This is a genomic window from Vulcaniibacterium tengchongense, from assembly GCF_003814555.1.
GTDB classification, from domain to species: domain Bacteria; phylum Pseudomonadota; class Gammaproteobacteria; order Xanthomonadales; family Xanthomonadaceae; genus Vulcaniibacterium; species Vulcaniibacterium tengchongense.
The window spans coordinates 214,197-236,999 of sequence record NZ_RKQN01000003.1 but is presented as its reverse complement, the minus strand read 5'-3'; the positions used below and the strand labels follow the sequence as shown (position 1 = coordinate 236,999).

The window sequence follows — 22,803 nt, the reverse complement described above, 5'->3', positions numbered from 1 at the left end:
GGGGGCGCGGCCGGGACCCCGCCCGTTGCGGCGGCGGCCTCGAGCGGGCGCCCGCGGCGCGGCGCGGGCGCCGCGGCGCTCAGCGCTACGCCTCGCCGGAGGCCTCCGCCTGGCGCAGCACCGACAGCACGCGCAGGCGCACCGTGCCGCCCGGCGTCGGCCAGTCGATCGCGTCGCCCACGCGCAGGCCGAGCAGGGCGCTGCCCACCGGCGCGAGGATCGACACCTTGTCCGGGCTGCCGTCGGCATCCCGCGGGTAGACCAGGGTCAGCTCGCGCTCCGCGCCGGTGGTCTCGTCGCGGCAGCGCGCGGTCGAGTTCATCGTGATCACGTCGGCCGGCATGTCCTGCGGCTCGACCACGGTCGCCCGCGCCAGCTCCCGCTCCAGGGCGCCGGTGTCCAGGCCCGCGGCGGCGGGCGATTCGAGCAGGCTCTCGATGCGTTCGCAGTCCAGGCGCGAGAGCAGCAGGGGCGGTTCGGAAGCAGTCATTGGAATCTCCAAAGCAATGCGGGCGCCGCTGCGCGCGCCGCCCGCCAAGATCGTCGTCATGGCGTGACCATAGCCGCGAACGCGCGCAGCGGCAACCGCGCCGGCCGGCGGGCGGGGGCGGGCGAATTTTTCCGCCGCCGGGCGTTGACAACGTGTCCGCTCGGCCTCAACATACGCGGCCTCGCACGGCGCAAGCCGCTGCGGATTGCCCAGGTGGCGGAATTGGTAGACGCACTAGTTTCAGGTACTAGCGGGTAAAACCGTGGAGGTTCGAGTCCTCTCCTGGGCACCACCGACAAGTTCCCAAGCGCGCAGGCGCGCCGGACAGCGAAAGAAACGAAACCCCGCCGAAAGCGGGGTTTTTGTTGCCCGATCCGCGGGCTCAGCGGCGCGGCGGGGCCATCGGCGGAGCGGGCCAGGCGCGCACCGGCGGCAGCGGCCCCGGCATGTGGTAGGGGCCGCCGTACCCGCCCGGGCCGTCGCCCTGCGACACGCCGATGCTGAGGTCGAAGGTATTGCGGCCGCCGTCCTCGCCGTAGCGGCAACGGTGCAGGTGCAGGCGCGTGGCGGTCCAATGGCTGCTGCCGAAGCGCTCGGAGTAGCCGATGCCGGCGCCGACGCTGCCGGACAGCTGCGGTTGCGGCGAGCATTCCTCCTGCGCCAGCGCCAGCGCCGGCTCCGACGCCGGCCGCCCGCTGGTGTCGCCGTAGTAGGTGCCGGGCGGATCGTTCGCGTACGACGACCTTCCCTCCCCGCCGCCGAAGCCGATCGGGCGGTCGGGCAGGCTGAGATCCAGGCGCTCGGTTTCCGCGCCCCATGCCGCCGCGGCCGGGGCGAGGAAAAGGGCCAGCAGGACGGCGGAGCGGTTCATGGGACCTCGGAAGGGTCGCGGGCGTGCAGCCGAAGCTAGCAGCGCGCGCTTGAACCGCGGCTGGCCCGGCGCCACGCCGCGTTGATGGCGCGATGTGCGACCATGGCTGAATGAGCAGAAAATCGTCCAGCCGCGGCCAGTCCGGCAAGAAGAAGTCCGCCTCGTCCACGCGCCAGCCGCCCACCGCGCCGGCGCGCGGCAAGCGCGGCCCGAAACGACCGGGCTGGTTGCCGGAGCCGCCACCGCGCGCCGCCCGGGCCGGGGGCGGCGGCGATCGCGGCGGCGCGCCCGCCGCGTTCCGCGACCCGTACGCCGAACGCGAGGCATCGCGCTATGCCGAGCCGATCGCCAGCCGCGAGCTGATCCTGCAGACCCTGGAGGCCGCCGAGGGGCCGCTGCCGATGGAGGCATTGGCCGAGCGCCTGGACCTGGCCGAGCCGGGTCGCTTCGAGGCCTTGGGCAAGCGCCTGGCGGCGATGGTTCGCGACGGCCAACTGCTGCGCAACCGCGTCGGCGAGTTCCTGCCGGCCGAGCAGATCGACCTGATCCCCGGCGTGGTGGTCGCCAACCCGGACGGGTTCGGCTTCCTCCAGCCCGAGTCCGGCGGCGGCGGCGACCTGTTCCTGCCGCCGTTCGAGATGCGCAAGGTGCTGCACGGCGACCGCGTGCTGGCGCGGGTTTCCGGCGTCGACCGCCGCGGCCGCCGCGAGGCGGCCATCGTGCGGGTGCTCGAACGCGGCCTGACCCGGCTGATCGGCCGCTTCGTGCTGGAGGCCGGCATCAGCTACGTGGTGCCGGACGACCGCCGCATCCTGCGCAACGTGCAGATCCCGCCCGACGCGCGCCTGGAGGCGCGCAACGGCCAGCTGGTGGTGTGCGAGCTGACCCTTGCGCCGGACCTGCAGCGCCCGCCGATCGGGCGCGTGCTGGCGGTGCTCGGCGACCGCCTGACCGCCTCGCTGGCGGTGCAGGCGGCGATCCACGGCCACGACCTGCCGCACGAGTTCCCGCAGGCGGCGCTGGACGCGGCCGCGGCGGTGCCGCTGACGGTCGACCCGGCCGAGGCCGCCGGGCGCGTCGACCTGCGCGCGCTGCCGCTGGTCACCATCGACGGCGAGGACGCCAAGGACTTCGACGACGCGGTCTACTGCGAGCCCAACCGCAACGGCTTCCGCCTGGTGGTGGCGATCGCCGACGTCTCGCACTACGTGCAGCCCGGCTCGGCGCTGGACGAGGAGGCGCAGAAGCGCGCGACTTCGGTCTACTTCCCCGGCTTCGTCGTGCCGATGCTGCCGGAGACGCTGTCCAACGGCATCTGCTCGCTGAACCCCAAGGTCGACCGCATGTGCTTCGTCTGCGACATGCAGGTCGACCGCGACGGCGAAGTCACGCGCTCCAAGTTCTACGAAGCGGTGATGAACTCGCACGCGCGCCTGACCTACACCCAGGTCTGGAACGCGATCGGCGAGGGCGTGCCGGAGGAGGCGCGGCTGGACGCGCGGGCGCGGATCGGCTCGCTGCTGCCGCAGGTGGAGCGGCTGCACCAGCTCTACCAGGTGCTGGCCCGGGCGCGCGCGCGGCGCGGCGCGATCGAGTTCGAGTCCGGCGAGGTGCGCTTCGTGCTCGGCCCGCAGGGCGAGGTGGTGCAGGCCGGGATGCTCCAGCGCAACGACGCGCACAAGCTCATCGAGGAATGCATGATCGCGGCCAACGTGGAGGCGGCGAAGTTCCTGCTCGCGCGCGGCATCCCGGCGCCGTTCCGCATCCACGAGCGGCCGCCGGAGCAGAAGTACGCCGACCTGCTCGAGTTCCTCAAGGAGTTCAAGCTGCGCATGCCGGCATGGGCCAAGGTCGAGCCGCGCGACTTCACCCAGCTGCTGAAGAAGGTGCGCGAGCGCGCCGATGCGGCGCTGATCGAATCGGTGCTGCTGCGCAGCCAGTCGCTGGCGGTGTATTCGCCGGACAACGCCGGCCACTTCGGGCTGGCGCTGGAGGCCTACACCCACTTCACCTCGCCGATCCGGCGCTACCCGGACCTGCTGGTGCACCGCGCGATCAAGCACGCGCTGCGCCGCGGGCGGCCGACCAACTATCTCTACACCCCCGGGCAGATGGCCGCGCTGACCCTGCAGTGCTCCGAGCGCGAGCGTCGCGCCGACGAAGCCGAGCGCGAGGTCGACGAGCGCTACCGCGCCGCCTGGATGGAGCAGCACGTCGGCGGCGAGTTCGAGGGCACGATCAGCGGCGTGACCAGCTTCGGCCTGTTCGTCGAGCTGGACGAGTCCAAGGTCAACGGCCTGATCCACGTGACCCAGCTGCCGCACGACTATTACCATTTCGACCCGATCCGCAAGACGCTGTCGGGCGAACGCGGCGGCCGCGAGTTCCGCCTCGGCGACCGGGTCCGCATCGTGGTGATGAAGGCCAGCGTCGAAGACCGCAAGATCGACTTCCGCCTCGCCGAGAGCGGCACCGGCAAGCCGGGCAAGGCGCCGCCGAGGGGGCAGCCGGCGCGGCGGAAGAAGCAGAAGTACTGACCCTTCTTCCTCGCGCTCGCGGGCGCGGGGCAGGTCGCCGAGCAGGGGCCGGCCCGGAGGTCGCCAGCGAACGTCCCCATCCTCGGCGCCGCGCGCCGTTTTCCCCTCCCCGGGCGGGAGAGGGCATGCACCGATAGAGAGACGCGATGAGCAGCAAACAATGGATCGCCGGCATCAACGCGGTGGCGGCGGCGGTGGAGCACGACGCCGAACACGTGCGCGAAGTGCTGATCGAGGCCGGTTCGAAGAACCCGCGCCTGGCCGAGATCGAGGCAAGCGCGCGCCGCCGCGACATCGACGTGCGCCGCGTCGCCGCGCAGGCGCTGGACGGCGTCGCCGGCGGGCTGCGCCACCAGGGCGTGGTCGCGCGCTACGCCGCGGCCCGGACCTGGGGCGAGCACGAACTGGCGGAACGGGTCGAGGCCGCCGCCGGCCGTGCGCTGCTGCTGGTGCTGGACGGCGTGCAGGACCCGCACAACCTCGGCGCCTGCCTGCGCAGCGCGGCCGCGGCCGGGGCCACCGCCGTGGTGATCCCCAAGGACAAGGCGGTGCAGGTCAACGCCACGGTGCGCAAGACCTCGGCCGGCGCGGCCGACAGCGTGCCGGTGATCGCGGTGACCAACCTGGCGCGGGCGTTGCGCGAGCTGCAGAAGCTGGGCGTTTGGCTGTACGGCCTGGCGGGCGAGGCCGAGGATTCGTTCTATTCGCTCGACCTGCGCGGCAACGTCGCGGTGGTGCTGGGCGGCGAGAGCGACGGCCTGCGCCGGCTCACCCGCGAGAACTGCGACAAGCTGGTGCGCATCCCCATGCCCGGCGCCGGCGGCAGCGGCGTGGAGAGCCTGAACGTCTCGGTGGCCGCGGGCGTGACCCTGTTCGAGGCGGTGCGGCAGCGCGGCGCCGGTTGAGGGGCCCTGCCTCGCGCCGCGCCCACGGCGAAGCGGCGCGGCTCCACGCCCGCGGACTGTGGCGCACGCGCCCGTCGTCGCGGCTGCAGGACAAAGAAAAACTATCGTCTGAATATGGCGGGGAGCGAATTTTCCCGGCGTCCGCTTCGCCGACACTGTGCCGGATGAAGAGCACAGTCCATGCGTAGCAAGCTGTTCGTGCCGGGCGCGCGGCCCGAGTTGTTCCCGAAGGCGCTGGCCGGCGAGGCCGACGCGCTGTCCTTCGACCTGGAGGACTCGGTGCCCGAGTCCGGCAAGGACCAGGCCCGCGCGCAGGTCGCCGGCTTCCTGCGCGAGCGCGCGGCGCAGGCGGCGGCCAAGCTGGTCATCGTCCGCACCAACGCCCCGGACAGCGCGCACTTCGCCGCGGACCTGGCGGCGCTGGCGATCCCGGGCGTGGACCTGGTCAACCTGCCGAAGATCGAATCCGAGGATGCGTTGCGCACGGCGGTGGCGCAGCTCGAGCGCGCCGAGGCGGCCAACGGTATCGACCGGCCGATCCAGGTGCTGGTGAACATCGAGACGCCGCGGGCGCTGCGCCGCGCGGCGCGGATCGCGCGCGCGCACCCGCGCGTGGCCGGGCTGCAGCTCGGCCTGGGCGATCTGTTCGAGCCCTATGGCATCGCCCGCCACGAGCGCGCCAACGTGCATGCGGCGCTGTTCGCCCTGCGCATGGCCGCGGCCGAGGCCGGGGTGTTCGCCTACGACGGCGCGTATCCGGACTTCCGCGACGACGAGGGATTCCTGGAGGAAGCGCGGATGGCGCGGCGGCTGGGTTTCGCCGGCAAGAGCTGCATCCATCCGCGCCAGGTGGCGTTGGCCAACGAGGCGTTCCGGCCGGATCCGGACGAGATCGAAGCGGCGCGGCGCGTGGTCGAGGCCGCGCGGGCGGCCGAAGCCGAAGGCCGCGGCGCGTTCGCGGTGGACGGGCGCATGGTCGATGCGCCGTTCCTCAAGCGCGCCCGCGCCTTGCTCGCCGCCGCCGGCACGGGGCCGGCATGAGCGCCGGCTTCGGAATGATCGCGGACCCGTCGCGCGCCGCCCGCGGCCCGGCGGCGCATGCGTGGCTGGCGCGGCTGTTGCTGTGGCTCGCGCTGCTGTGCTGCGCGGCCGCGGCGCACGCCGACAACCTGGTGACGTGGAAGCCCGCCGGCGCGTTCCCGCCGCTGAACCACGACGCGCCGCTGGTCGGCCTGGCCGAAATCGACGGCCGCCTGCTCGCGGCGAGCGAACGCACGCTGTGGCTGCTCGAGCCCGGCGCGCGCGAGTGGCGCCGCCTGCCGGACGACGCGGCGAGCGGCAGGATCCTCGGGCTGACGCGCGCCGGCGGCGCGACCTGGCTGCTGCGCGGCGACGCCGCCGGGGCGCGCGGCGTCGAACGGCTCCGGATCGAAGGCGGGCAGCTGCGCCGCCAGGCGTTGCCCGGTTGGCCGCAGCCGCTCGCCTCGGCGCGCGTGGGCGCGCTGGCCGAGCGCCTCTACGTGGCGGGCGTGGACGCCGGCGGCGCCGCGCGCCTGCTCGCCCTGCCGCTGCAGGCGGCGGCAACGCGGTGGACGCCGCTGCCGCCGTGGCCGGGCGGCGGCGCGCCCACCGCGCTGGCCGCGCAGAACCAGGCGCTGTTCGTGAGCGTGGCCGCGCCCGGCGGCGATCGCCTGTGGCGCCGCGACGCCGAGGGACTCTGGCAGCCGCGCACGCCGGTGCCGGGACGCGTGCTCGAGGGCTCGGTGCGCGCGTTGGGCCAGGCGCATCTGTTGTTCCTCGTCGCGCCGCCGGAGGCCGCGCCGGGGGCCGCGCGCCTGGCCAGCTATCACACCATCACCGACGCGTGGGCAACGCCGCCGGTCGCCGAGGCGGCACCGGCGCGGCTGGCGGCCGGCTGGGGCGACGGCCTGCTCTGGGCCGTTCCGGACGCCGGCGGCCGCAGCGTGTTCGCCGCGGCGGCGCCGGAAGGCGGCAAGTACCTGCTGAAGTGGCTCGACTGGACCGTGATCGCGCTGTACCTGGTCGCGATGAGCGGCATCGGCGCCTGGTTCTACCTGCGCGAGAAGCGCGGCTCGACCTCGGACTTCTTCGTCGGCGGCCGCTCCATCCCGTTCTGGGCCGCCGGCGTCAGCCTGTACGCGACCAACACCAGCTCGATCAGCTTCATCGCCATCCCGGCCAAGTCCTTCGAGAGCAACTGGCAGTACCTGACCAACAACCTGATCGCGGTACTCGGGCTGATGTTCGTCGCGGTGTGGATCGTACCGCTGCTGCGCCGGCTCGACCTGATGTCGGTGTTCTCCTACCTGGAGACGCGCTTCCACCCGCTGATCCGCATGCTCGCCAGCGCGCTGTGCATCGCCATGCAGATCGGCGCGCGGATGAGCGTGATCCTGTTCCTGCCCGCGCTGGCCATCGCCACCATCACCGGCCTGGACGTGGTCTGGAGCATCCTGATCATGGGGGTGTTCACCATCCTGTACACCACGCTGGGCGGCATGAAGGCGGTGATCTGGACCGACTTCGTGCAGGTGTTCGTGATGTTCGGCGGCGCGATCTTCGCGATCGGCTTCATCGTCTGGAACATCCACGGCGGCGTGCCGGAGTTCCTCGCCGTGGCGATGGCCGAGGACAAGATGAAGCTGTTCGACTTCAGCTTCGACCTGACCAAGGCCACCGTCTGGGGCTTCCTGTTCCTGGTGCTGTTCGACGTGATCCTGACCTTCCCCAAGGACCAGGTGCTGATGCAGCGCGTGCTGTCGACGCGCTCGGACAAGGAGGCGGGGCGCTCGGTGTGGACCTTCGCCGCGATCATGATCCCGGGCGGCTTCTTCTTCTACATGATCGGCACCGCGCTGTACGTCTACTACAAGGACAACCCGGAGCGGATGAACCCGCTGCTGCCGATCGACGCCACCTTCCCGCTGTTCATCGCCGCCGAGCTGCCGATGGGGGTGACCGGCCTGATCATCGCCGGCATCTTCGCCGCGGCGATGTCGACCCTGTCGAGCATCATCAACAGCGTCTCGACCCTGGCGTCGGTGGATTTCTACGAGAAGCTGGCCAAGCACCCGACGCCGAAGAAGAGCGTGCTGTTCGCCGAGATCGTCGGCGTGCTGGTGGGCCTGACCGGCATCGGCATCGCCCTGCTGCTGTCGCGCTACGACATCCATTCGCTGTTCGACGTGTCGATCGAGCTGGCCGGGCTGCTCGGCGGCGGTTTCGCCGGCGCCTACACGCTCGGCATGTTCACCCGCCGCGCCAACACGCCCGGGGTGGCGATCGGCATCTTCGGCAGCATCGTCCTGACGCTGGCGCTGTGGTCGCAGGACCTGGTGCATCCGTATTTCTACCTGGGCATCTCGATCATGGCCTGCATCGTGATCGGCTACCTGGCCAGCCTGCTGTTCCCGGCGCCGACGCGCTCGCTGAAGGGCCTGACGATCTACCGGGACCGGGAGTGAGCACGCGGACGCGGGCCGGCGCAGGCGACCTTCGGCACGGTCCGCCGCCGGCGCCGCTGGTGTAGCCTGCGCGGCGTCCGCCAGGAGTCGCGATGGATACCCAGTTCCTCAATACCTTCGTCACCGTGGTCGACCGGGGCTCGATGGCCGCGGCGGCGCGCCAGCTCAACATCACCCCGGCCGCGGTGGCGCAGCAGATCCGCACGCTCGAGCGCGAGTTGGGGGCGTCGCTGATCGTCCGCGCCGGGCGCACGGTCGGCGTGACCGAGGCCGGGCACCGTATCCTGCAACGCGCGCGCGACCTGCTGCGCGACGTCGCCGACATGCGCAGCGTCGCCAACGACGACTCGATGTCCGGCGAGCTGCGCCTGGGCGCGTGCCCGACCGGGCTGGCCGGGCTGCTGCCGGACGTGCTCGCGCGGATGGTGGAGAAGTTCCCGCAGATCAACGTGTTCATCCAGCCGGGCTATTCGGCCGACCTGTACCGCTCGGTCGAGAGCGGGGCGCTGGATGCGGCGGTGGTGCTGCAGGCGCCGTTTCCGCTGCCGAAGACCTGCCATTGGCAGCTGCTGCGCGAGGAGCCGCTGGTGGTGCTGGCGCCCGAACGCATGGCCGGGCGCGACCCGCACGAGTTGCTCGCGACCGAGCCGTTGATCCGCTACGACCGCCACCAATGGGGCGGCCGCCAAGCCGACGAATACCTGCGCCGGGTCGGCATCGTGCCGCGCGAGCGCTTCGAGCTGAATGCGCTCAACGCGATCGCGGTGATGGTCGACCGCGGCCTGGGCGTGTCGCTGGTGCCGGACTGGGCCCGGCCCTGGCCGGAAGGCCTGCGCCTGGCGCGCATCCCGCTGCCGCAGCCGAGCGAGCCGCGCCGCATCGGCATCGTCTGGTCGCGCTCGACGGTGCGCATCCGCCTGGTCACCGCGTTCCTGCAGGAAAGCAAGGCCGCCGCCGCGGCGATGTAAGGGATGGGAGCCGGCGCAGCGCCGATCGCCGCGGAGCCGCAGAGCGTGTGCCGGACCATGCGGGCGGGAGGCGCTTTTCCCGGCGCGCAATGCAGCGTGCGCATCGGAGACACGCGAGGTCGCTCCTGGCGGTTCGCCCGGTTCGCAAGCCGCCCGATGCGCGCCCTGCAGGTGATCGCGCTCGAACGCGATGTCGCAGGCGCCCGTTCGCCCCGCGCGGGTCTGACGGATTCCGGACCGCGGCCTTGAAGGTAGGTGGGATGTTGCGACGCACAAAATCTTTCGCCTCAAGCAACAAAAACTAGTCTTTGAACATAGGCGCGGACGGTTCTATTTCCGTCGGCGCCCCGGCAATGTTCACCGCACCAAGCGTCCTGGGAGGGATGCACCGTGCGGCGACGACAACGGCTCGTCTCGCAAGGTCGCATTGAGGACAGTCGCAACGCGCCCGCGACGGCGCGACATCATCAGAGACGAACCATGAAGAAGAACAAACCTGCGGCCCTGAGCGTGTTCCTGCTGGCCGCGGCGGTCAGCGCCAGCGTGCAGGCGCAGCAGCAGGCCGCACAGGCGGCCGAGGAAGACAGCGGGCAGGCCACGGCCGAAGCGGTCGACCTGGACCGGGTGATGGTGACCGGCATGCGCACAGCCAAGGCGGTGGACAAGATTCCGGGCGCGGTCACCGTGGTCACGCCGGAAGAGATCCGCAACACGCTCGCCCTGACCGAAGACCTGACCTCGGTGCTGTCGCGCACCGTGCCGGGCTATTCCGAATCGACCCAGCAGATGGGCAGCCGCGGCGAGAACCTGCGCGGCCGCATCGCGCTGCGCCTGTTCGACGGCATCCCGCAGGGCTCGCCGCTGCGCGAGGGCAACCGCTCGGCCACCTTCACCGACATGGGCGTGGTCGGCCGCATCGAGGTCATCAACGGCCCCTCCGCGGCCGAGGGCATCGGCGCCGCCGGCGGCATCATCAACTACATCTCCAAGACGCCGGAGGAGGGCACCCACGCCACCCTGAGCACCCGCTACGGCAGCCAGTTCAAGGGCGACAGCGACAGCTGGAAGATCGGCCTGAACTTCGGCCACAAGGAGGACGCCTACGACCTGCTGGTCTCCACCGCGTTCCTCGACCGCGGCGTCAGCTACGACGGCAAGGGCAACCGCGTCGGCCGCAGCACCGCCGGTTCGCTCGCCGATTCGGAAAGCAAGAACCTGTTCCTGAAGTTCGGCATGAACTTCGGCGAGGGCGACGCGCAGCGCCTGCAGGCCACGCTGAGCCGCTTCGACGTCACCGGCAAGGGCAACTACGTCAACGTCCCGGGCCAGCCGGAGTTCGGCATCCCGAGCACGTCCGTGCGCGGCGAGCCGCTGGGCTCGAAGACCGAGTTCAACGACTTCCGCCAGTACACGCTGACCTACACCCACAGCAACTTCTTCGACGGCACGCTGTTCGCGAACCTGTACACCGCCGACCAGGCGATGCGCTACCCGACCGAGAACAGCATCGACCGCCAGGATCCCGAGATCGCGCCGATCGGCCAGCTCAACGACCAGTCGGAGATCCACTCGAAGAAGAAGGGCCTGCGCACCGGCTGGACCCGCGGCAACTTCCTGGTGGAAGGCCTGGAGCTGCGGGCCGGCGTGGACGTGGTCGAGGACGAGGCGGAACAGAGCCTGGCGCTCACCCACCGCGTCTGGGTGCCGCCGATGCAGTACAGCAGCACCGCGCCCTACCTGCAGCTGTCCTACGACATCGGCCCGGTGACCCTGAGCGGCGGCATCCGCCGCGAGGACGGCGAGCTGGAGGTGAACGACTACACCACCACCTGGTACCGCAATCGCGTGTTCGTGCAGGGAGGCAAGCTCGAGTACCAGGAAAACCTGGTCAACTTCGGCGCGATCGTGCGCCTGCCGGCGGGCTGGTCCGTGTACGGCTCCTACGGCGAAGGCTTCACCTTGCCGAACGTCGGCATCCCGCTGCGCAACATCAATACGCCGGGCCGCTCGGTCGACGACATCGAGGGCCTGCAGCCGATCGTGGTCGAGAACAAGGAGATCGGCGCGAACTGGGCCGGCGAGCGCGGCAGCTTCGGCGTCTCGCTGTACCGCAGCACGTCCGACTTCGGCGCATCGCTGCAGGTCGACCCGGCCACCGGCGACTACGTGATGGTGCGCGCGCCGACCGAGATCGAGGGCGTGGAACTGACCGGCGCCTGGCGCTTCAGCGACGCGCTGCGCGCCAACGCGGTGTACTCGCACGCCGAGGGCAAGACCGCGTTCTACGAGGACGGCCCGATGGTCAAGGAGATGGGCATCATCGACGTGAGCCCGGACAAGCTCAGCGCGAGCCTGAGCTGGAAGATCCTGCCGCAGCTCGAACTGAACCTGGCCGCGACCCGCTGGTTCTCGCGCAACATCCATTCGGTCGAGAACGAGGACTACCAGTTCCACGAGGAGACCGACGGCTACACCCTGTTCGACGCCAGCGTGGCCTACGACATGGGGCGCTACGGCCGCCTGAGCCTGGGCGTGGAGAACATCTTCGACAAGTACTACATCCTCAACACCTCGCAGTTCGGCGGCAGCAGCCCGGTGCTGTGGGAGAACTACTACGAGCCCGACTACCTCGCCGGCCGCGGTCGTTCGTTCTCGCTGACGCACACCATCAACTTCTGACGTGCGACGAAGAAGCGGCGTTCCTTTCCCCCCCATTCCCGCGGGGCGCCGGGCGCCCGGTGGGATCCGCCCGCGCGGCCCGGTCCGCGCGGTGCGTCTTTTCGGGCGGGCGGCGGCATTGGCGCTGCTGCTGGGGGCGGCGGCGAGCGCCGGCGCGGACCCGGCATCGCCGTTGCCGCCGGTCGAACCGGCGCGCGCCGGCTTTTCCACCGAGGGCCTGCACCGCATCGACGCGCTGCTCGAACGCGCCACCGACGCCGACGGCTACCCGGGCGCGGTCGCGCTGATCGCGCGCGACGGCCGCCTGGTCGCCTGGCGCGGCTACGGCCATCGCGACCGGGCGCGCACCGCCCCGATGCCGCGCGATGCGATCTTCCGCGTCTATTCGATGAGCAAGACCGTCGCCACGGCGGCGGCATTGATCCTGGTCGAAGAGGGCAAGCTCGAGCTCGATGCGCCGCTGGGCGAGTACCTGCCCGAATTCGCGCACGTGCAGGTGCTCGCCGGCGGCGACGCCGGGGCGCCGCGCCTGCGCCCGCCGGCGCGGCCGATCACCGTGCGCGACCTGATGACGCACACCGCCGGCTTCGCCAGCGGCAACGGCGCCTCGCCCGCGGCCGACGAACTGCTGCGCCGCGCCGACCTGCACGGCGCGCGCGACCTGGCCGATTTCGCGGCCCGGCTGAGCCGGGTGCCGCTGGCCGCCGATCCCGGGACGCGGTTCGCCTACGACGGCGCCGCGATCGAGGCGCTCGGGCGCGTGATCGAGGTCGCGAGCGGGCAGCCGCTGGCGCGGTTCCTGCGCGAGCGCCTCTTCCTCCCGCTGGGGATGCGCGACACCGGCTTCGAAGTGCCGGAGCGCGAACGCGCTCGCGTCGTCGACCTCGTCACGCGCGACGCCGAAGGGCGCACCGTGCTCGCCGACACGGCCGGCGCGCGCCGTCCCGGCGCTCGCCTGAACGCCTACGACAGCGGCGCGGGCGGGCTGTACTCCACCGCGGCCGACTACGCGCGCTTCTGCCAGATGCTGCTCGACGGCGGCCGTCTCGGCGACGTGCGCATCCTGCGCCGCGCCACCGTGGCCGCGATGTTCCGCAACCAGCTCGAGGGCCGTCTGCAGCCGCCGGTGACCGAGTTCAGCGATGCCGAGGGCTTCGGCCTCGGCGGCGCGGTGCTGCTCGACCCGGAGGGCAAGGGCCGCAACGGCGCGCCGGGGCAGTTCGGCTGGTCCGGTGCCGCGTCCACCTATTATTCGATCGACCCGCGCGAGCGGCTGGTGGCGATCCTGCTGCTGCAGTATCTGCCGCGCGACGACGCGCGCGACCCGCCGAAGCTCGCCACGCCGTTCTTCAATCTCGTCCACGAGGCCATCGCGCCATGAGCGCCGCACGCAACGCCGTCCTGGTCGCCGGGTCGGCCAACCTCGATTTCGTGGTCCGCGCCAGCCACGTGCCGCGCCCGGGCGAGACCGTGCTCGGCCGCGGTTTCGTGACCGCGCCCGGCGGCAAGGGCGCGAACCAGGCGGTGGCCTGCGCCCGCGCCGGCGGCGCCGACACGCGCATGCTGCTCGCGCTGGGGGACGACGCCTTCGCGCAGCCGATCGAGCAGTCGCTGCGCGACGCCGGCGTGCGTGCGCACGTGGTGCGCTCCGCGGCGCTGCCGACCGGCACCGCCTTCATCTGCATCGGCGACGACGCCGAGAACGCGATCACCGTCGCGCCCGGCGCCAATGCCGCGCTGACCGAGGCCGACCTGCCGCCGCTCGACGGCGTGGCCTGGCTGCTGCTGCAACTGGAGACGCCGCTCGACGTGGTCGCCGGCTATGCCCGCGCCGCGCGCGCGGCCGGCGCGAAGGTGGCGCTGAACGCCGCGCCGGCGCAGGCGCTGCCGGCCGAGCTGCTGGCGCAGGTCGACCTGCTGATCGTCAACGAGGGCGAACTGGCGGCGCTGGCCGGCGACCGCGGCGGCATCGCCGCCGCCGCGGCGGCGCTCGACGTGCCCTGCGTCGCCGTCACCCTGGGCGCGCGCGGCTGCCTCGTCCGCGACGGCGCGAAGTGCCACCTGCAGCCGGCCTTCGCCGTGGCCGCGCTCGACACCACCGCCGCCGGCGATACCTTCTGCGGCGTGCTGGTGGCCGCGCTCGCCGGCGGCGCGGCGCTGCCCGAGGCGCTGCGCCGCGCCTGCGCGGCCTCGGCCCTGGCCTGCACCCGGCTGGGCGCGCAGCCCAGCATTCCCACGCGCGGCGAGGTCGACGCCTTCCTGCGCCAGGCGCCGCCCGCGGCGCCGCAGCTCCTCGCCGAACTGGCCGATCATTGCGGCCTGGCCCCCGATTCCCCCGCACGCCGGATCGTTCCCGCATGAGTTCCGCTTCGCCCCACGACGACACCGCCGCCGAGCGCCCGCCGGTCAAGACCGAATTCAAGTTCTCCCACGTCACCACCGGCCGCTACCTGCCCACGCCGGGCAAGGCGCCGGGCTGGCCGTTCGCCGAGATCGGCCACTGGAAGACCGACGTCAACGCCACCTCGGCCGACTGGCTGCGCGAGCTGCGCGACTGGCGCCGCGAGCACCTGACCCGCATCGGCTACGACGACGCCCACTACCGCCGTCCCGAGCTGCAGTGGGCGCAGCGCAACTTCGTCCACGTGCAGATGATGGTGGAGGACCGCTACTTCTACGATCCGGTGGCCGGCCGCTACACCGTGGACCGGTACCTCGACGACCTGGAAGCGCGTTTCGGCGGCGTCGACAGCGTGCTGATCTGGTACGTGTACCCGAACATCGGCATCGACGACCGCAACCAGTTCGATCTCGCCGCCGACCTGCCCGGCGGCCTGGAGGGGCTGAAGAGCGCGGTCGACGACTTCCATCGCCGCGGCGTGCGCGTGTTCCTGCCGACCATGCCCTGGGACAACGGCACCCGCGAACAGGGCGAGCCGGACTGGCGGGCGATCGCCCGGATCGTGAAGGCGGTCGGCGCCGACGGCATCAACGGCGACACCTACAACGGCGTGCCGCGCGCGTTCTTCGACGCCTGCGACGCGCTCGGCCGGCCGGTGGTGGTGCAGCCGGAGTCCACGATCAGCGCCGAGGAGCAGCTGAACTGGAACGTGCAGAGCTGGGGCAAGAAGGCGCCGAACGAGGTGATCCCGCCGGTGGCCAAGTTCAAGTGGCTCGAGCCGCGGCACATGATCAACTACGAGAACCGCTGGGGCCGCGACCGCAACCACGACCTGCAGTACATCTTCTTCAACGGCGTGGGCTACAACGCCTGGGAGAACGTCTGGGGCATCTGGAACCAGTTCACCCCGCGCGACGCCGAATCGCTGCGCCGCATCGCCGCCATCGAGCGCAAGTTCGCCGAGCTGATGGTGAGCCTGGAATGGACGCCGTACTTCCCGACGCTGCAACGCGACGTCTTCGCCAGCCGCTTCCCGGGCGCGGGCCGCACCCTGTGGACCGTGGTCAACCGGAACGAGTGCGACGTGAGCGGCGAGCAGCTCGCGCTGCCGCATCGCGACGGCGTGCGCTATTACGACCTCTGGCACGGCGTCGAGCTGCAGCCGTTGCGGGCGGGCGGCGAGGCGGTGCTCGAGTTCGACCTGGAAGGCCGCGGCTTCGGCGCGGTGCTGGCGCTGGAGCCGGGCGCGCAGGTCGAGGGCCTCGATGCCTTCCTCGCGCGGATGCGCGAATGGGCGAAGACGCCGCTTCGCTCGCTGTCGGCGCAGTGGAAGGCGCTGCCGCAGCGGCTGGTCGAGGTCGCGCCCACGGCCCCGGCCGCGGTCGCGCCCGAGGGCATGGTGACGATCCCGGCGGGCGAGTTCGTGTTCGCGGTCGGCGGCATCGAGATCGAAGGCCAGACCTGGGAAGGCGTGGACGTGCAGTACCCGTGGGAGAACAGCCCGCGCCGCTTCCACCGCCGGCGCATGCGGATGCGCGCCTTCCACATCGACCGCCATCCGGTCACCAACGCGCAGTTCAAGGCCTTCCTCGACGCCAGCGGCTACCAGCCGCGCGACGCGCACAATTTCCTGCGCGACTGGCGCGACGGCGCGCCGCTGCCGGGCTGGGAGAACAAGCCGGTGACCTGGGTGTCGCTGGAGGACGCGCGGGCCTACGCCGCCTGGGCCGGCAAGCGCCTGCCGCGCGAGTGGGAATGGCAGTACGCCGCGCAGGGCGGCGACGGCCGCCTGTACCCCTGGGGCAATGACTGGGACGAGGCCGCGGTGCCGCCGCCGAACCGCGGCCGCCGCCTGAGGCCGCCGGCCGACGTCGACGCGCACCCGCGCGGCGCCAGCCCGTTCGGCGTGCTGGACCTGGTCGGCAACGTCTGGCAATGGACCGACGAATACGAGGACGAGCACACCCGCGCCGCGATCCTGCGCGGCGGCAGCGCCTACCGGCCGCAGACCTCGCACTGGTACTTCCCGCAGGCGTACCGGCTCGACCAGCACGGCAAGTACCTGCTGATGGCGCCGAGCAAGGACCGCTCCGGCTGCATCGGCTTCCGCTGCGTCGTCGACGCGGAATGACGAATGAAGGGGAACGCGTGAAGAGCAACGAGGAACGAGGGAACGGCCGCGACGGCGAACGCGGTGGCGCCGTGCCTCGGCCGGCGGGCCTGCGCCCGCCGCTGCCGCGGCAGGTGGAACTGCACGGGCCGCTCGGCGATGCACTGGCCGCCAACCTGCGCGGCCGGCTGAGCCGTTTCATCGTCGACGAGACCAGCCCGGCGATCGCGCTGTTCGCGCCCGAGCGCGTGCGCGGCAACCACGAGGGCGACTGGTACGGCGAGCACGCCGGCAAGTGGCTGTACGCCGCGGCCAAGGCGGCCGCGCGCAGCGGCGACGCGGCGCTGGCCGCGAGCGTGCGCCGCGTCGCCGACTACCTGGTTTCGCGCCAGGACGAGGACGGCTACCTCGGCAACTACGCGCCCGAACGCCGCTTCATGCGCAAGCAGCCGCCCAAGCCGGTGAGCTGGAACGGCGAACCGGCGCTGCGCACCTGGGACGTGTGGACCCACAGCTACCTGGTCCTGGGCCTGCTCGAGGCGCACCGCCACATCCCCGAGCCGCGCTACCTGCAGGCCGCACGCCGCATCGGCGACCTGTGCCTGCGCACGCTCGACGGCGGGATCGCGATCACCGAGCTGGGCAACCATTTCGGCATGTCGGCGACGGTGCTGATGGAGCCGGCGGTGGAGCTGTACTTCGCCACCGGCGAGCGCCGCTACCTCGACCTGGCCGAGCGCGTGCTCGCCCAGGCCGACGCCGAGCCGCAGCTGGCCCTGCTGCGGCGCGCGCTGGCCGGCGCCGACGCCTCGGAGATCGCCACCGGCAAGGCCTACCAGCTGATCTGGAACCTGGTCGGCGTGCTCAAGCTGCACCGCGCCACCGGCAAGCCCGAGTACCGCGAGGCGGTGGAGCGGCTGTGGGGCAACATCCGCGAGCATCATCTCAGCCTCGGCGGCGGGCCGTGGGGCGGGGTGGCGCACCGCTCGCGCGAGGTGTTCAACGCCCCGGGCGCGTTCGTGCCGCAGGGCTACATCGAAACGTGCTCGGTCCTGGCCTGGCTGCAGCTCAACCGCGAGCTGCTGGCGCTGACCGGGCACGCGCGCTACGCCGAGGAGATCGAACGCACCGCCTACAACGACCTGATCGGCGCGCAGGCGCCGGACGGCGAGGACTGGTGCTACTACTCCTACGCCAACGGCAAGCGCGTGCACACCACCTACTGGCGCTGCTGCAAGTCCAGCGGCGCGATGGCGCTGGAGGAATTGCCCGGCGTGGCCTACGCGGCCGACGAGGCGGGCGTGCGGGTCCACCTGTACGGCCCCGGCACGGCGCAGCTGGAGACGGCGCAGGCCGGCGCGGTCGAGCTGCGTCAGCGCACGCGCTACCCGTTCGACGGCGCGGTCCGGATCGAAGTCGCGCCGGCGCGGCCGGCGCGGTTCGTGGTCGCGCTGCGCCTGCCGGCGTGGGCGGAGGGTTTCCAACCGCGGGTGAACGGCACCCCGGTCCCGGCCGAGGCCGGCGACGACGGCTACCTGCGCGTGGCCCGCGAATGGCGGGCCGGCGACGCGATCGAGTTCGACCTGCCGCTGCGTCCGCGCCTGCACCGGCGCACGCACCGCAACGTGCAGGAATCGCGCGCGCCGGACGGCGCGCCCGTGGCGCAGGAGGTGCTGCGCTACGACTACGCCGCGATCTCGCGCGGCGCGTTGGTCTACGCCGTGGGCGGCCTGATCGACGGCTACAAGACCGAGGAGACGGTCAAGCTGCCGCAGGCGCCGTGCGAGGCCTGGATCGAGCCGCTGGCCGACGCGGGCGAGGGCGCCGACCTGCTGCTGCATGCCGAAGGCCGCCCGCCGCTGCGCCTGCAGCCGTACTACCGTGCAGGAGGCCGCGCGCACGGCGCCTGGCGCTTCGTCTGGCTGCCGTTGCCGCCGGAGGACGCGCGGTAGCGCGGCCTCCCGTTCCCGAACGGGCGCGAGGCCGGCGCAGACAAGAAATTGTGGGCGCAGAAAATATCCTCGTCGCCTGTTTCCCCGCGCCCGTATGGGCGAGACTCGCTGCGTTCCCCCCGTCCGCCCTGCAGATTCCACGCTCGCATGGACAATGCTTCCCCCTTCAGCCTCGCCCGGCGCGAGGGCCCGCCCGGTCCGCTGAGCGGCGTCAAGGTGCTGGATCTCAGCGCCTACATCGCCGGCCCGTACGGCTGCACGCTGCTCGCCGACCAGGGCGCGCAGGTGATCAAGGTCGAGCCGCCGGAAGGCGACAACCTGCGCAAGTATCCGTCGACGCTGGAGGCCGAGAGCCGCGCCTTCCTCGGCGTCAACCGCAGCAAGCGCGGCGTGTGCCTGGACCTGAAGAGCGAGCGCGGCCAGGCGGCGCTGCTGCGCCTGGTGCGCGAGGCGGACGTGCTGGTGCACAACTTCCGCCCCTCGGTGCCGCCGCGCCTGGGCATCGACTACGATCGCCTGAGCCGGATCAACCCGCGCCTGATCTATTGCGCGGTGACCGGCTACGGCGAGACCGGGCCGATGCGCGACAAGGCCGGCTACGACCAGGTGCTGCAGACCATGACCGGCATGTGCGCGCTGCAGGGCAAGCGCGGCGGCCCGCCGGAGATCATCTACGGCTCGGTGGTGGACTACTACGCCGCCGCGCTGGTCGCCGCCGGCGTGGCTTCGGCGCTGTACGAGCGCGAGCGCAGCGGCGAGGGCCAGTACGTTGGCGTGTCGCTGCTGCGCAGCGCGCTGGCGATGCAGTCGGCGCGGATGATCTGGGCCGAGGGCGAGCCGCCGGACATCGGCCGCGACATGCGTTCCGGCGGCGTCACTGGCATCCACCCCGCGCGCGAGGGCCACATCTACCTGTCCGCGAACACGCCGCGCTTCTGGAAGGCGCTGTGCGAGAAGACCGGCCTCGCCGACCTGGCCGAGGACCCGCGCTACGACACCGTGCGCAAGCGCGCCGAGCGCGCCGCCGAGATCCTGCCGCGCCTGCACGAGGCGCTGGCCGCGCGCACCGCGCTGGAATGGGAGGCGGTGTTCGGCGACGAGGTGCCATGCGCCGCGGCGCGACGCGTCGAGGACATGTTCGAGCATCCGCAGGTGCTGGCCGAAGGCATGCTGGCCACGCTCGAGCACCCGCTGGTGGGCCGCTACCGCGGCATCGCCCATCCGATCAAGTTCGGCCGCACGCCCGGCCCGGCGCCGTTCGCCGCGCCGACCTTCGGCCAGGACAGCGACGCGCTCGCCGGATACGTCGGCGACGGCGCCGAGGCGGCTACGCCGCAGGCCGCGCCGGCGGCCAAGCGTTGACGATCTTGCAGAACAGCTGCGCGGTGCGCTCGGTGTCGTAGACCGCCGAGTGCGCCTCGGCGCCGTTCCACTCCAGCCCGGCGGCCTGCACCGCGCGCGCGAGCACGGTCTGGCCGTAGGCCACGCCCGCCAGGCTCACGGTGTCGAACACGCTGAACGGATGGAACGGATTGCGCTTGTGGCCGCTGCGCGCGACCGCGGCGTTGAGGAAGTTCAGGTCGAAATGGGCGTTGTGCCCGACCAGGATCGCGCGCTGGCAGCCGTGCTTCTTCAGCGCGGCGCGCACCGGCGCGAACACGATGTCCAGCGCGGCCCGCTCCGGCTTGGCGTCGCGGAACGGATGGTCGATGTCGATGCCGGTGATCTCCAGCGACTTCGGGTCGATCTCGGTGCCGGGGGCCGGCACCACGTGGGTGCTGACGATCTCGCCGACCACCAGCCGGCCGTCCGCGTCGAGGTCGATCGGCGCCGCCGCGATCTCCAGCAGGGCGTGGCGATTCCAGTCGAAGCCCCCGGTCTCCACGTCGACCACCACCGGCAGGAAGCCGCGGAAACGCAGGGACAACGGCGACGGGGCGGCGGCGACGGCATCGGGGCTGTGCATGCGGAAAGCCTAGCAGACGCCGCCGCGGCGGCGAGTGGCGCGGCACGCCGGGAGCGCCGGCTCAGGCCGGCGCGTACGCGATGACGCCGGCCTCGCGCATCTGCCGCAACAGCGCCGAGCCTTGCGCGAGATAGCCGGCGCCGGCCTCGATGCCGGCCTCGCGCGCGAGCGCCAGCAACTGCTCGCGGCCGCTCGACGCGGGCGCCTGGTCCAGGCGTTCGAGCAGGCGGAACGCGAGCGGGCTCAACTCGGAGAAGCGCACCGCGCCGTCGGCCTGGCGGCGCGCCAGCAGCAGGGTCGGCGCCTGCGGCGGCGCGTCCGGCCGGTAGTCCGGGCCGATGCGGTGCACCGGCCAACGGTAGGCCAGCGGCCAGGCCAGCGGCGACCGCCGCGGCACGCCCTCGAGCGGATCGCAGGCGCCGTCGCGCGGCGGCGCGGCCTCGGCGATCTGCAGCGCCAGCTCGACCCATTCGTAATGCGCCAGCTCGGCCAGGAACGGCGGGCGCAGGTCCTCGCGCCCTTCGAGGTAGCGCAGGAATTCGCGCGCGATCTCCGGGAACAGCGGGGTGCGGCAGCGGTGGTCGCGGTAGAACGCGCGCGCCAGCGCCGGCCATTCCTCGCCGAGCAGGCGGCGGATCACCGGAAAATTCCCGGCGAGCAAGCCTTCGATGTTGTTGAACAGCAGTTCGCGGTAGACGGCCAGGCGCCGTTCCTCGACGCCGGCGGGCGCGGGCGCGTTTGCCGGATCGCGCAGGTGCCGGGTCAGTTCGAGCTGCTGCGCGCGCAGGCGCTCGGGCGCGTCAGGCATGGGCATGGCGCGCGGCCGCGGGCGCCGCCCGGGCGAGCAGGCGGCGGACGACCGCGAGTTCGTCGAGCAGTTCGGCGTAGGGCGGGAAGTTGAAGTCGCGCTCGAGCAGGGTCGGGCGCGGGCCGAAGCGGCGGTAGGTTTCCGCCAGCAGGCCCCACACCGCGTCCTTGACCGGCGCGCCGTGGGTGTCGACCTTCAGGTCCTCGGCTTCGTCGTAGTGCCCGGCCACGTGCAGGTAGGCGATGCGTTCGCCCGGCAGCGCGGCGAGGTAATCGCGCGGGTCGTAGCGGTGGTTGACCGCGTTGACGTAGACGTTGTTGACGTCCAGCAGCAGGTCGCAGTCGGCCTCGGCCAGCACTGCGTTGAGGAAGTCGATCTCGGCCATCGCCTGGTGCGGCGCGGCGTAGTAGGACACGTTCTCCACCGCGATGCGGCGGCCGAGCAGGTCCTGGGTGCGGCGGATGCGCGCGGCGACGTGGCGCACCGCCTCCTCGGTGAACGGGATCGGCAGCAGGTCGTACAGCTGGCCGTCGTCGGCGCAGTAGCTCAGGTGCTCGCTGTACAGGGCGACGCGATGGCGGTCGAGGAACCGCCGCACCTGGGCGAGAAAGGCCTCGTCCAGCGGCGCGAAACCGCCCAGCGACAGCGACAGCCCATGGCAGACCAGCGGCACCCGCGCCGCCAGCTCGGCCAGCGCCTCGCCGAGCGGCCCGCCGACGCCGATCCAGTTCTCCGGCGCGCATTCCAGGAAGTCGTAGTCGCCCGGCGCGGCGGCGCGCAGCGGGCCGAGCAGGGCGCGGCGCAGGCCCAGGCCGGCGGCGGTGGCAGCAAGCGGAAAGGTCATGTCGCCGGGGGAGAACGTTGCCCGTCTGTGGCAAGGCGCGCGTGCGCATCGTGCACGATGCGGCCCGGGCAGGCCTGCCGGGGCGGCATCGGCGCGCTCCTCGTATTCGCGCAACCTCCCCCTGCGGGCAGGGGGAGGCCGCGGATCGCGCACTGCGGCGCGCGAAAACCGGCGATTACGCCATTCCGCCGCACTTGCCCTCGCCGCACTTGCCTTCCATGCCGGCCTTGTCGGCGCGCTTGCCGGCCTTGGCCTTCAGCTCGTCCGCGCTGAGGAAGCCGTCGCCGTCGGCGTCGTGGCCGGCGAACTTGCTGGCGTCGCCGTCGTGGGCCGCGGCGAACTCGGCCTGCGAGACCCGGCCGTCCTTGTCGGTGTCCATCTTCTCGACGCCGCACTTGCCCTCGCCGCACTTGCCTTCCGCGGCCTTGGCCGCCTGGTCGGCCGCGCCGAGCATGTAGCCGCCGGCCAGGTCGGTCATCGCGAACGCCGACGAGGACAGGGCGAGGCCGCCGGCCAGGGCGGCGCCGAGGGCGAACGTAGCGGACTTGCTGTGATTCGACATGGGTGTACTCCGGTTGAGGGCGGGATGTCCCGCGGGGGCGGCGCCGAAGATCGGGCCGGAAGGGGATTCGGCGGCGCGGGCATGCGCGGGCGGCCGGGAAGCGGGGCGGGCGGCCTTCGCTTCGCGTCCCGGCCGCGGCCGCCCGGCGACGCCGCCGCGGGCCGCGCCCGCGCGAGCGCGCAGCCGATCCCCACGATGGAGTTCCGGCAACGATCCGGCGTGGCG

Annotated in this window: 17 protein-coding genes and 1 tRNA gene; 12 read left to right on the top strand and 6 right to left on the bottom strand. The window is 72.4% G+C overall.

Features of this window, described 5'->3' with window-relative positions:
• Window positions 1-85 precede the first annotated feature (85 nt).
• Window positions 86-490, bottom strand: coding sequence for a nucleoside diphosphate kinase regulator (gene rnk, locus EDC50_RS11495; protein ID WP_123770624.1), 405 nt, complete (start codon window positions 488-490; stop codon window positions 86-88).
• A 207-nt stretch (window positions 491-697) separates the two neighbouring features.
• Between rnk and EDC50_RS11490 the strand changes: the two genes are divergently transcribed.
• Window positions 698-782, top strand: a tRNA-Leu gene (locus tag EDC50_RS11490).
• A gap of 90 nt (window positions 783-872) precedes the next feature.
• Here the strand turns inward: EDC50_RS11490 and EDC50_RS11485 are convergent.
• On the bottom strand, window positions 873-1,361 hold the full coding sequence (locus EDC50_RS11485; protein ID WP_123770623.1) for a hypothetical protein: 489 nt from the start codon (window positions 1,359-1,361) through the stop codon (window positions 873-875).
• Window positions 1,362-1,471: 110 nt separating this feature from the next.
• Between EDC50_RS11485 and rnr the strand changes: the two genes are divergently transcribed.
• The 11 genes from rnr (at window position 1,472) to EDC50_RS11430 (ending at window position 19,760) form a co-directional block, all read left to right on the top strand.
• Window positions 1,472-3,898: a ribonuclease R gene (gene rnr, locus EDC50_RS11480; protein WP_123770622.1), complete on the top strand. Its 2,427-nt coding sequence runs from the start codon at window positions 1,472-1,474 to the stop codon at window positions 3,896-3,898.
• 146 nt (window positions 3,899-4,044) lie between these two features.
• The gene (rlmB, locus tag EDC50_RS11475; protein ID WP_123770621.1) at window positions 4,045-4,803 is read left to right on the top strand and encodes a 23S rRNA (guanosine(2251)-2'-O)-methyltransferase RlmB; all 759 of its coding nucleotides are present in this window, start codon (window positions 4,045-4,047) and stop codon (window positions 4,801-4,803) included.
• 180 nt (window positions 4,804-4,983) lie between these two features.
• Window positions 4,984-5,844: an HpcH/HpaI aldolase/citrate lyase family protein gene (locus EDC50_RS11470; protein ID WP_123770620.1), complete on the top strand. Its 861-nt coding sequence runs from the start codon at window positions 4,984-4,986 to the stop codon at window positions 5,842-5,844.
• Window positions 5,841-8,288, top strand: a complete 2,448-nt coding sequence (locus tag EDC50_RS11465) for a sodium:solute symporter family protein (protein ID WP_242003072.1) — start codon at window positions 5,841-5,843, stop codon at window positions 8,286-8,288. The genes EDC50_RS11470 and EDC50_RS11465 overlap by 4 nt, the downstream gene beginning before the upstream one ends.
• Window positions 8,289-8,380: 92 nt before the next feature.
• The gene (locus EDC50_RS11460; protein ID WP_123770619.1) at window positions 8,381-9,256 is read left to right on the top strand and encodes a LysR family transcriptional regulator; all 876 of its coding nucleotides are present in this window, start codon (window positions 8,381-8,383) and stop codon (window positions 9,254-9,256) included.
• Between the two features lie 480 nt (window positions 9,257-9,736).
• The gene (locus EDC50_RS11455; protein ID WP_123770618.1) at window positions 9,737-11,935 is read left to right on the top strand and encodes a TonB-dependent receptor; all 2,199 of its coding nucleotides are present in this window, start codon (window positions 9,737-9,739) and stop codon (window positions 11,933-11,935) included.
• A gap of 118 nt (window positions 11,936-12,053) precedes the next feature.
• A complete protein-coding gene (locus tag EDC50_RS11450; protein WP_158635729.1) occupies window positions 12,054-13,316 on the top strand; it encodes a serine hydrolase domain-containing protein in 1,263 nt (420 codons plus the stop codon).
• Window positions 13,313-14,296: a ribokinase gene (locus EDC50_RS11445; protein ID WP_123770616.1), complete on the top strand. Its 984-nt coding sequence runs from the start codon at window positions 13,313-13,315 to the stop codon at window positions 14,294-14,296. Before EDC50_RS11450 ends, EDC50_RS11445 begins: the two co-directional genes overlap by 4 nt.
• Window positions 14,293-16,467 carry a formylglycine-generating enzyme family protein gene (locus EDC50_RS11440; protein WP_123770615.1) on the top strand — a complete coding sequence of 725 codons (2,175 nt, stop codon included), beginning with the start codon at window positions 14,293-14,295 and terminating at the stop codon, window positions 16,465-16,467. Before EDC50_RS11445 ends, EDC50_RS11440 begins: the two co-directional genes overlap by 4 nt.
• 17 nt (window positions 16,468-16,484) lie before the next feature.
• A complete protein-coding gene (locus EDC50_RS11435) occupies window positions 16,485-18,398 on the top strand; it encodes a glycoside hydrolase family 127 protein (protein ID WP_242003073.1) in 1,914 nt (637 codons plus the stop codon).
• 147 nt (window positions 18,399-18,545) lie between these two features.
• On the top strand, window positions 18,546-19,760 hold the full coding sequence (locus EDC50_RS11430) for a CaiB/BaiF CoA transferase family protein (protein ID WP_123770613.1): 1,215 nt from the start codon (window positions 18,546-18,548) through the stop codon (window positions 19,758-19,760).
• Here the strand turns inward: EDC50_RS11430 and rnt are convergent.
• The 4 genes from rnt to EDC50_RS11410 all read right to left on the bottom strand — a co-directional run bounded on the left by rnt (window position 19,726) and on the right by EDC50_RS11410 (window position 22,578).
• On the bottom strand, window positions 19,726-20,364 hold the full coding sequence (rnt, locus tag EDC50_RS11425) for a ribonuclease T (protein ID WP_123770612.1): 639 nt from the start codon (window positions 20,362-20,364) through the stop codon (window positions 19,726-19,728). The two genes, EDC50_RS11430 and rnt, sit on opposite strands and share 35 nt — an antisense overlap.
• 61 nt (window positions 20,365-20,425) lie before the next feature.
• Window positions 20,426-21,172 (bottom strand): HvfC family RiPP maturation protein, encoded by a 747-nt coding sequence (locus tag EDC50_RS11420; RefSeq protein ID WP_123770611.1) that lies wholly within the window; start codon window positions 21,170-21,172, stop codon window positions 20,426-20,428.
• Window positions 21,165-22,016, bottom strand: coding sequence for an HvfB family MNIO-type RiPP peptide maturase (locus EDC50_RS11415; RefSeq protein WP_123770610.1), 852 nt, complete (start codon window positions 22,014-22,016; stop codon window positions 21,165-21,167). Before EDC50_RS11415 ends, EDC50_RS11420 begins: the two co-directional genes overlap by 8 nt.
• A gap of 175 nt (window positions 22,017-22,191) precedes the next feature.
• The gene (locus tag EDC50_RS11410) at window positions 22,192-22,578 is read right to left on the bottom strand and encodes an HvfA family oxazolone/thioamide-modified RiPP metallophore (RefSeq protein ID WP_123770609.1); all 387 of its coding nucleotides are present in this window, start codon (window positions 22,576-22,578) and stop codon (window positions 22,192-22,194) included.
• Window positions 22,579-22,803: the final 225 nt, after the last annotated feature.

Coding starts and splice junctions, on each gene's coding strand:
- EDC50_RS11455 (WP_123770618.1), top strand. CDS start 9,737: ATGAAGAAGAACAAACCTGCGGCCCTGAGCGTGTTCCTGCTGGCCGCG.
- EDC50_RS11485 (WP_123770623.1), bottom strand. CDS start 1,361: ATGAACCGCTCCGCCGTCCTGCTGGCCCTTTTCCTCGCCCCGGCCGCG.
- EDC50_RS11440 (WP_123770615.1), top strand. CDS start 14,293: ATGAGTTCCGCTTCGCCCCACGACGACACCGCCGCCGAGCGCCCGCCG.
- rnk (WP_123770624.1), bottom strand. CDS start 490: ATGACTGCTTCCGAACCGCCCCTGCTGCTCTCGCGCCTGGACTGCGAA.
- rnt (WP_123770612.1), bottom strand. CDS start 20,364: ATGCACAGCCCCGATGCCGTCGCCGCCGCCCCGTCGCCGTTGTCCCTG.
- EDC50_RS11470 (WP_123770620.1), top strand. CDS start 4,984: ATGCGTAGCAAGCTGTTCGTGCCGGGCGCGCGGCCCGAGTTGTTCCCG.
- EDC50_RS11460 (WP_123770619.1), top strand. CDS start 8,381: ATGGATACCCAGTTCCTCAATACCTTCGTCACCGTGGTCGACCGGGGC.
- EDC50_RS11410 (WP_123770609.1), bottom strand. CDS start 22,578: ATGTCGAATCACAGCAAGTCCGCTACGTTCGCCCTCGGCGCCGCCCTG.
- EDC50_RS11415 (WP_123770610.1), bottom strand. CDS start 22,016: ATGACCTTTCCGCTTGCTGCCACCGCCGCCGGCCTGGGCCTGCGCCGC.
- rlmB (WP_123770621.1), top strand. CDS start 4,045: ATGAGCAGCAAACAATGGATCGCCGGCATCAACGCGGTGGCGGCGGCG.
- rnr (WP_123770622.1), top strand. CDS start 1,472: ATGAGCAGAAAATCGTCCAGCCGCGGCCAGTCCGGCAAGAAGAAGTCC.
- EDC50_RS11430 (WP_123770613.1), top strand. CDS start 18,546: ATGGACAATGCTTCCCCCTTCAGCCTCGCCCGGCGCGAGGGCCCGCCC.
- EDC50_RS11420 (WP_123770611.1), bottom strand. CDS start 21,172: ATGCCTGACGCGCCCGAGCGCCTGCGCGCGCAGCAGCTCGAACTGACC.
- EDC50_RS11465 (WP_242003072.1), top strand. CDS start 5,841: ATGAGCGCCGGCTTCGGAATGATCGCGGACCCGTCGCGCGCCGCCCGC.
- EDC50_RS11445 (WP_123770616.1), top strand. CDS start 13,313: ATGAGCGCCGCACGCAACGCCGTCCTGGTCGCCGGGTCGGCCAACCTC.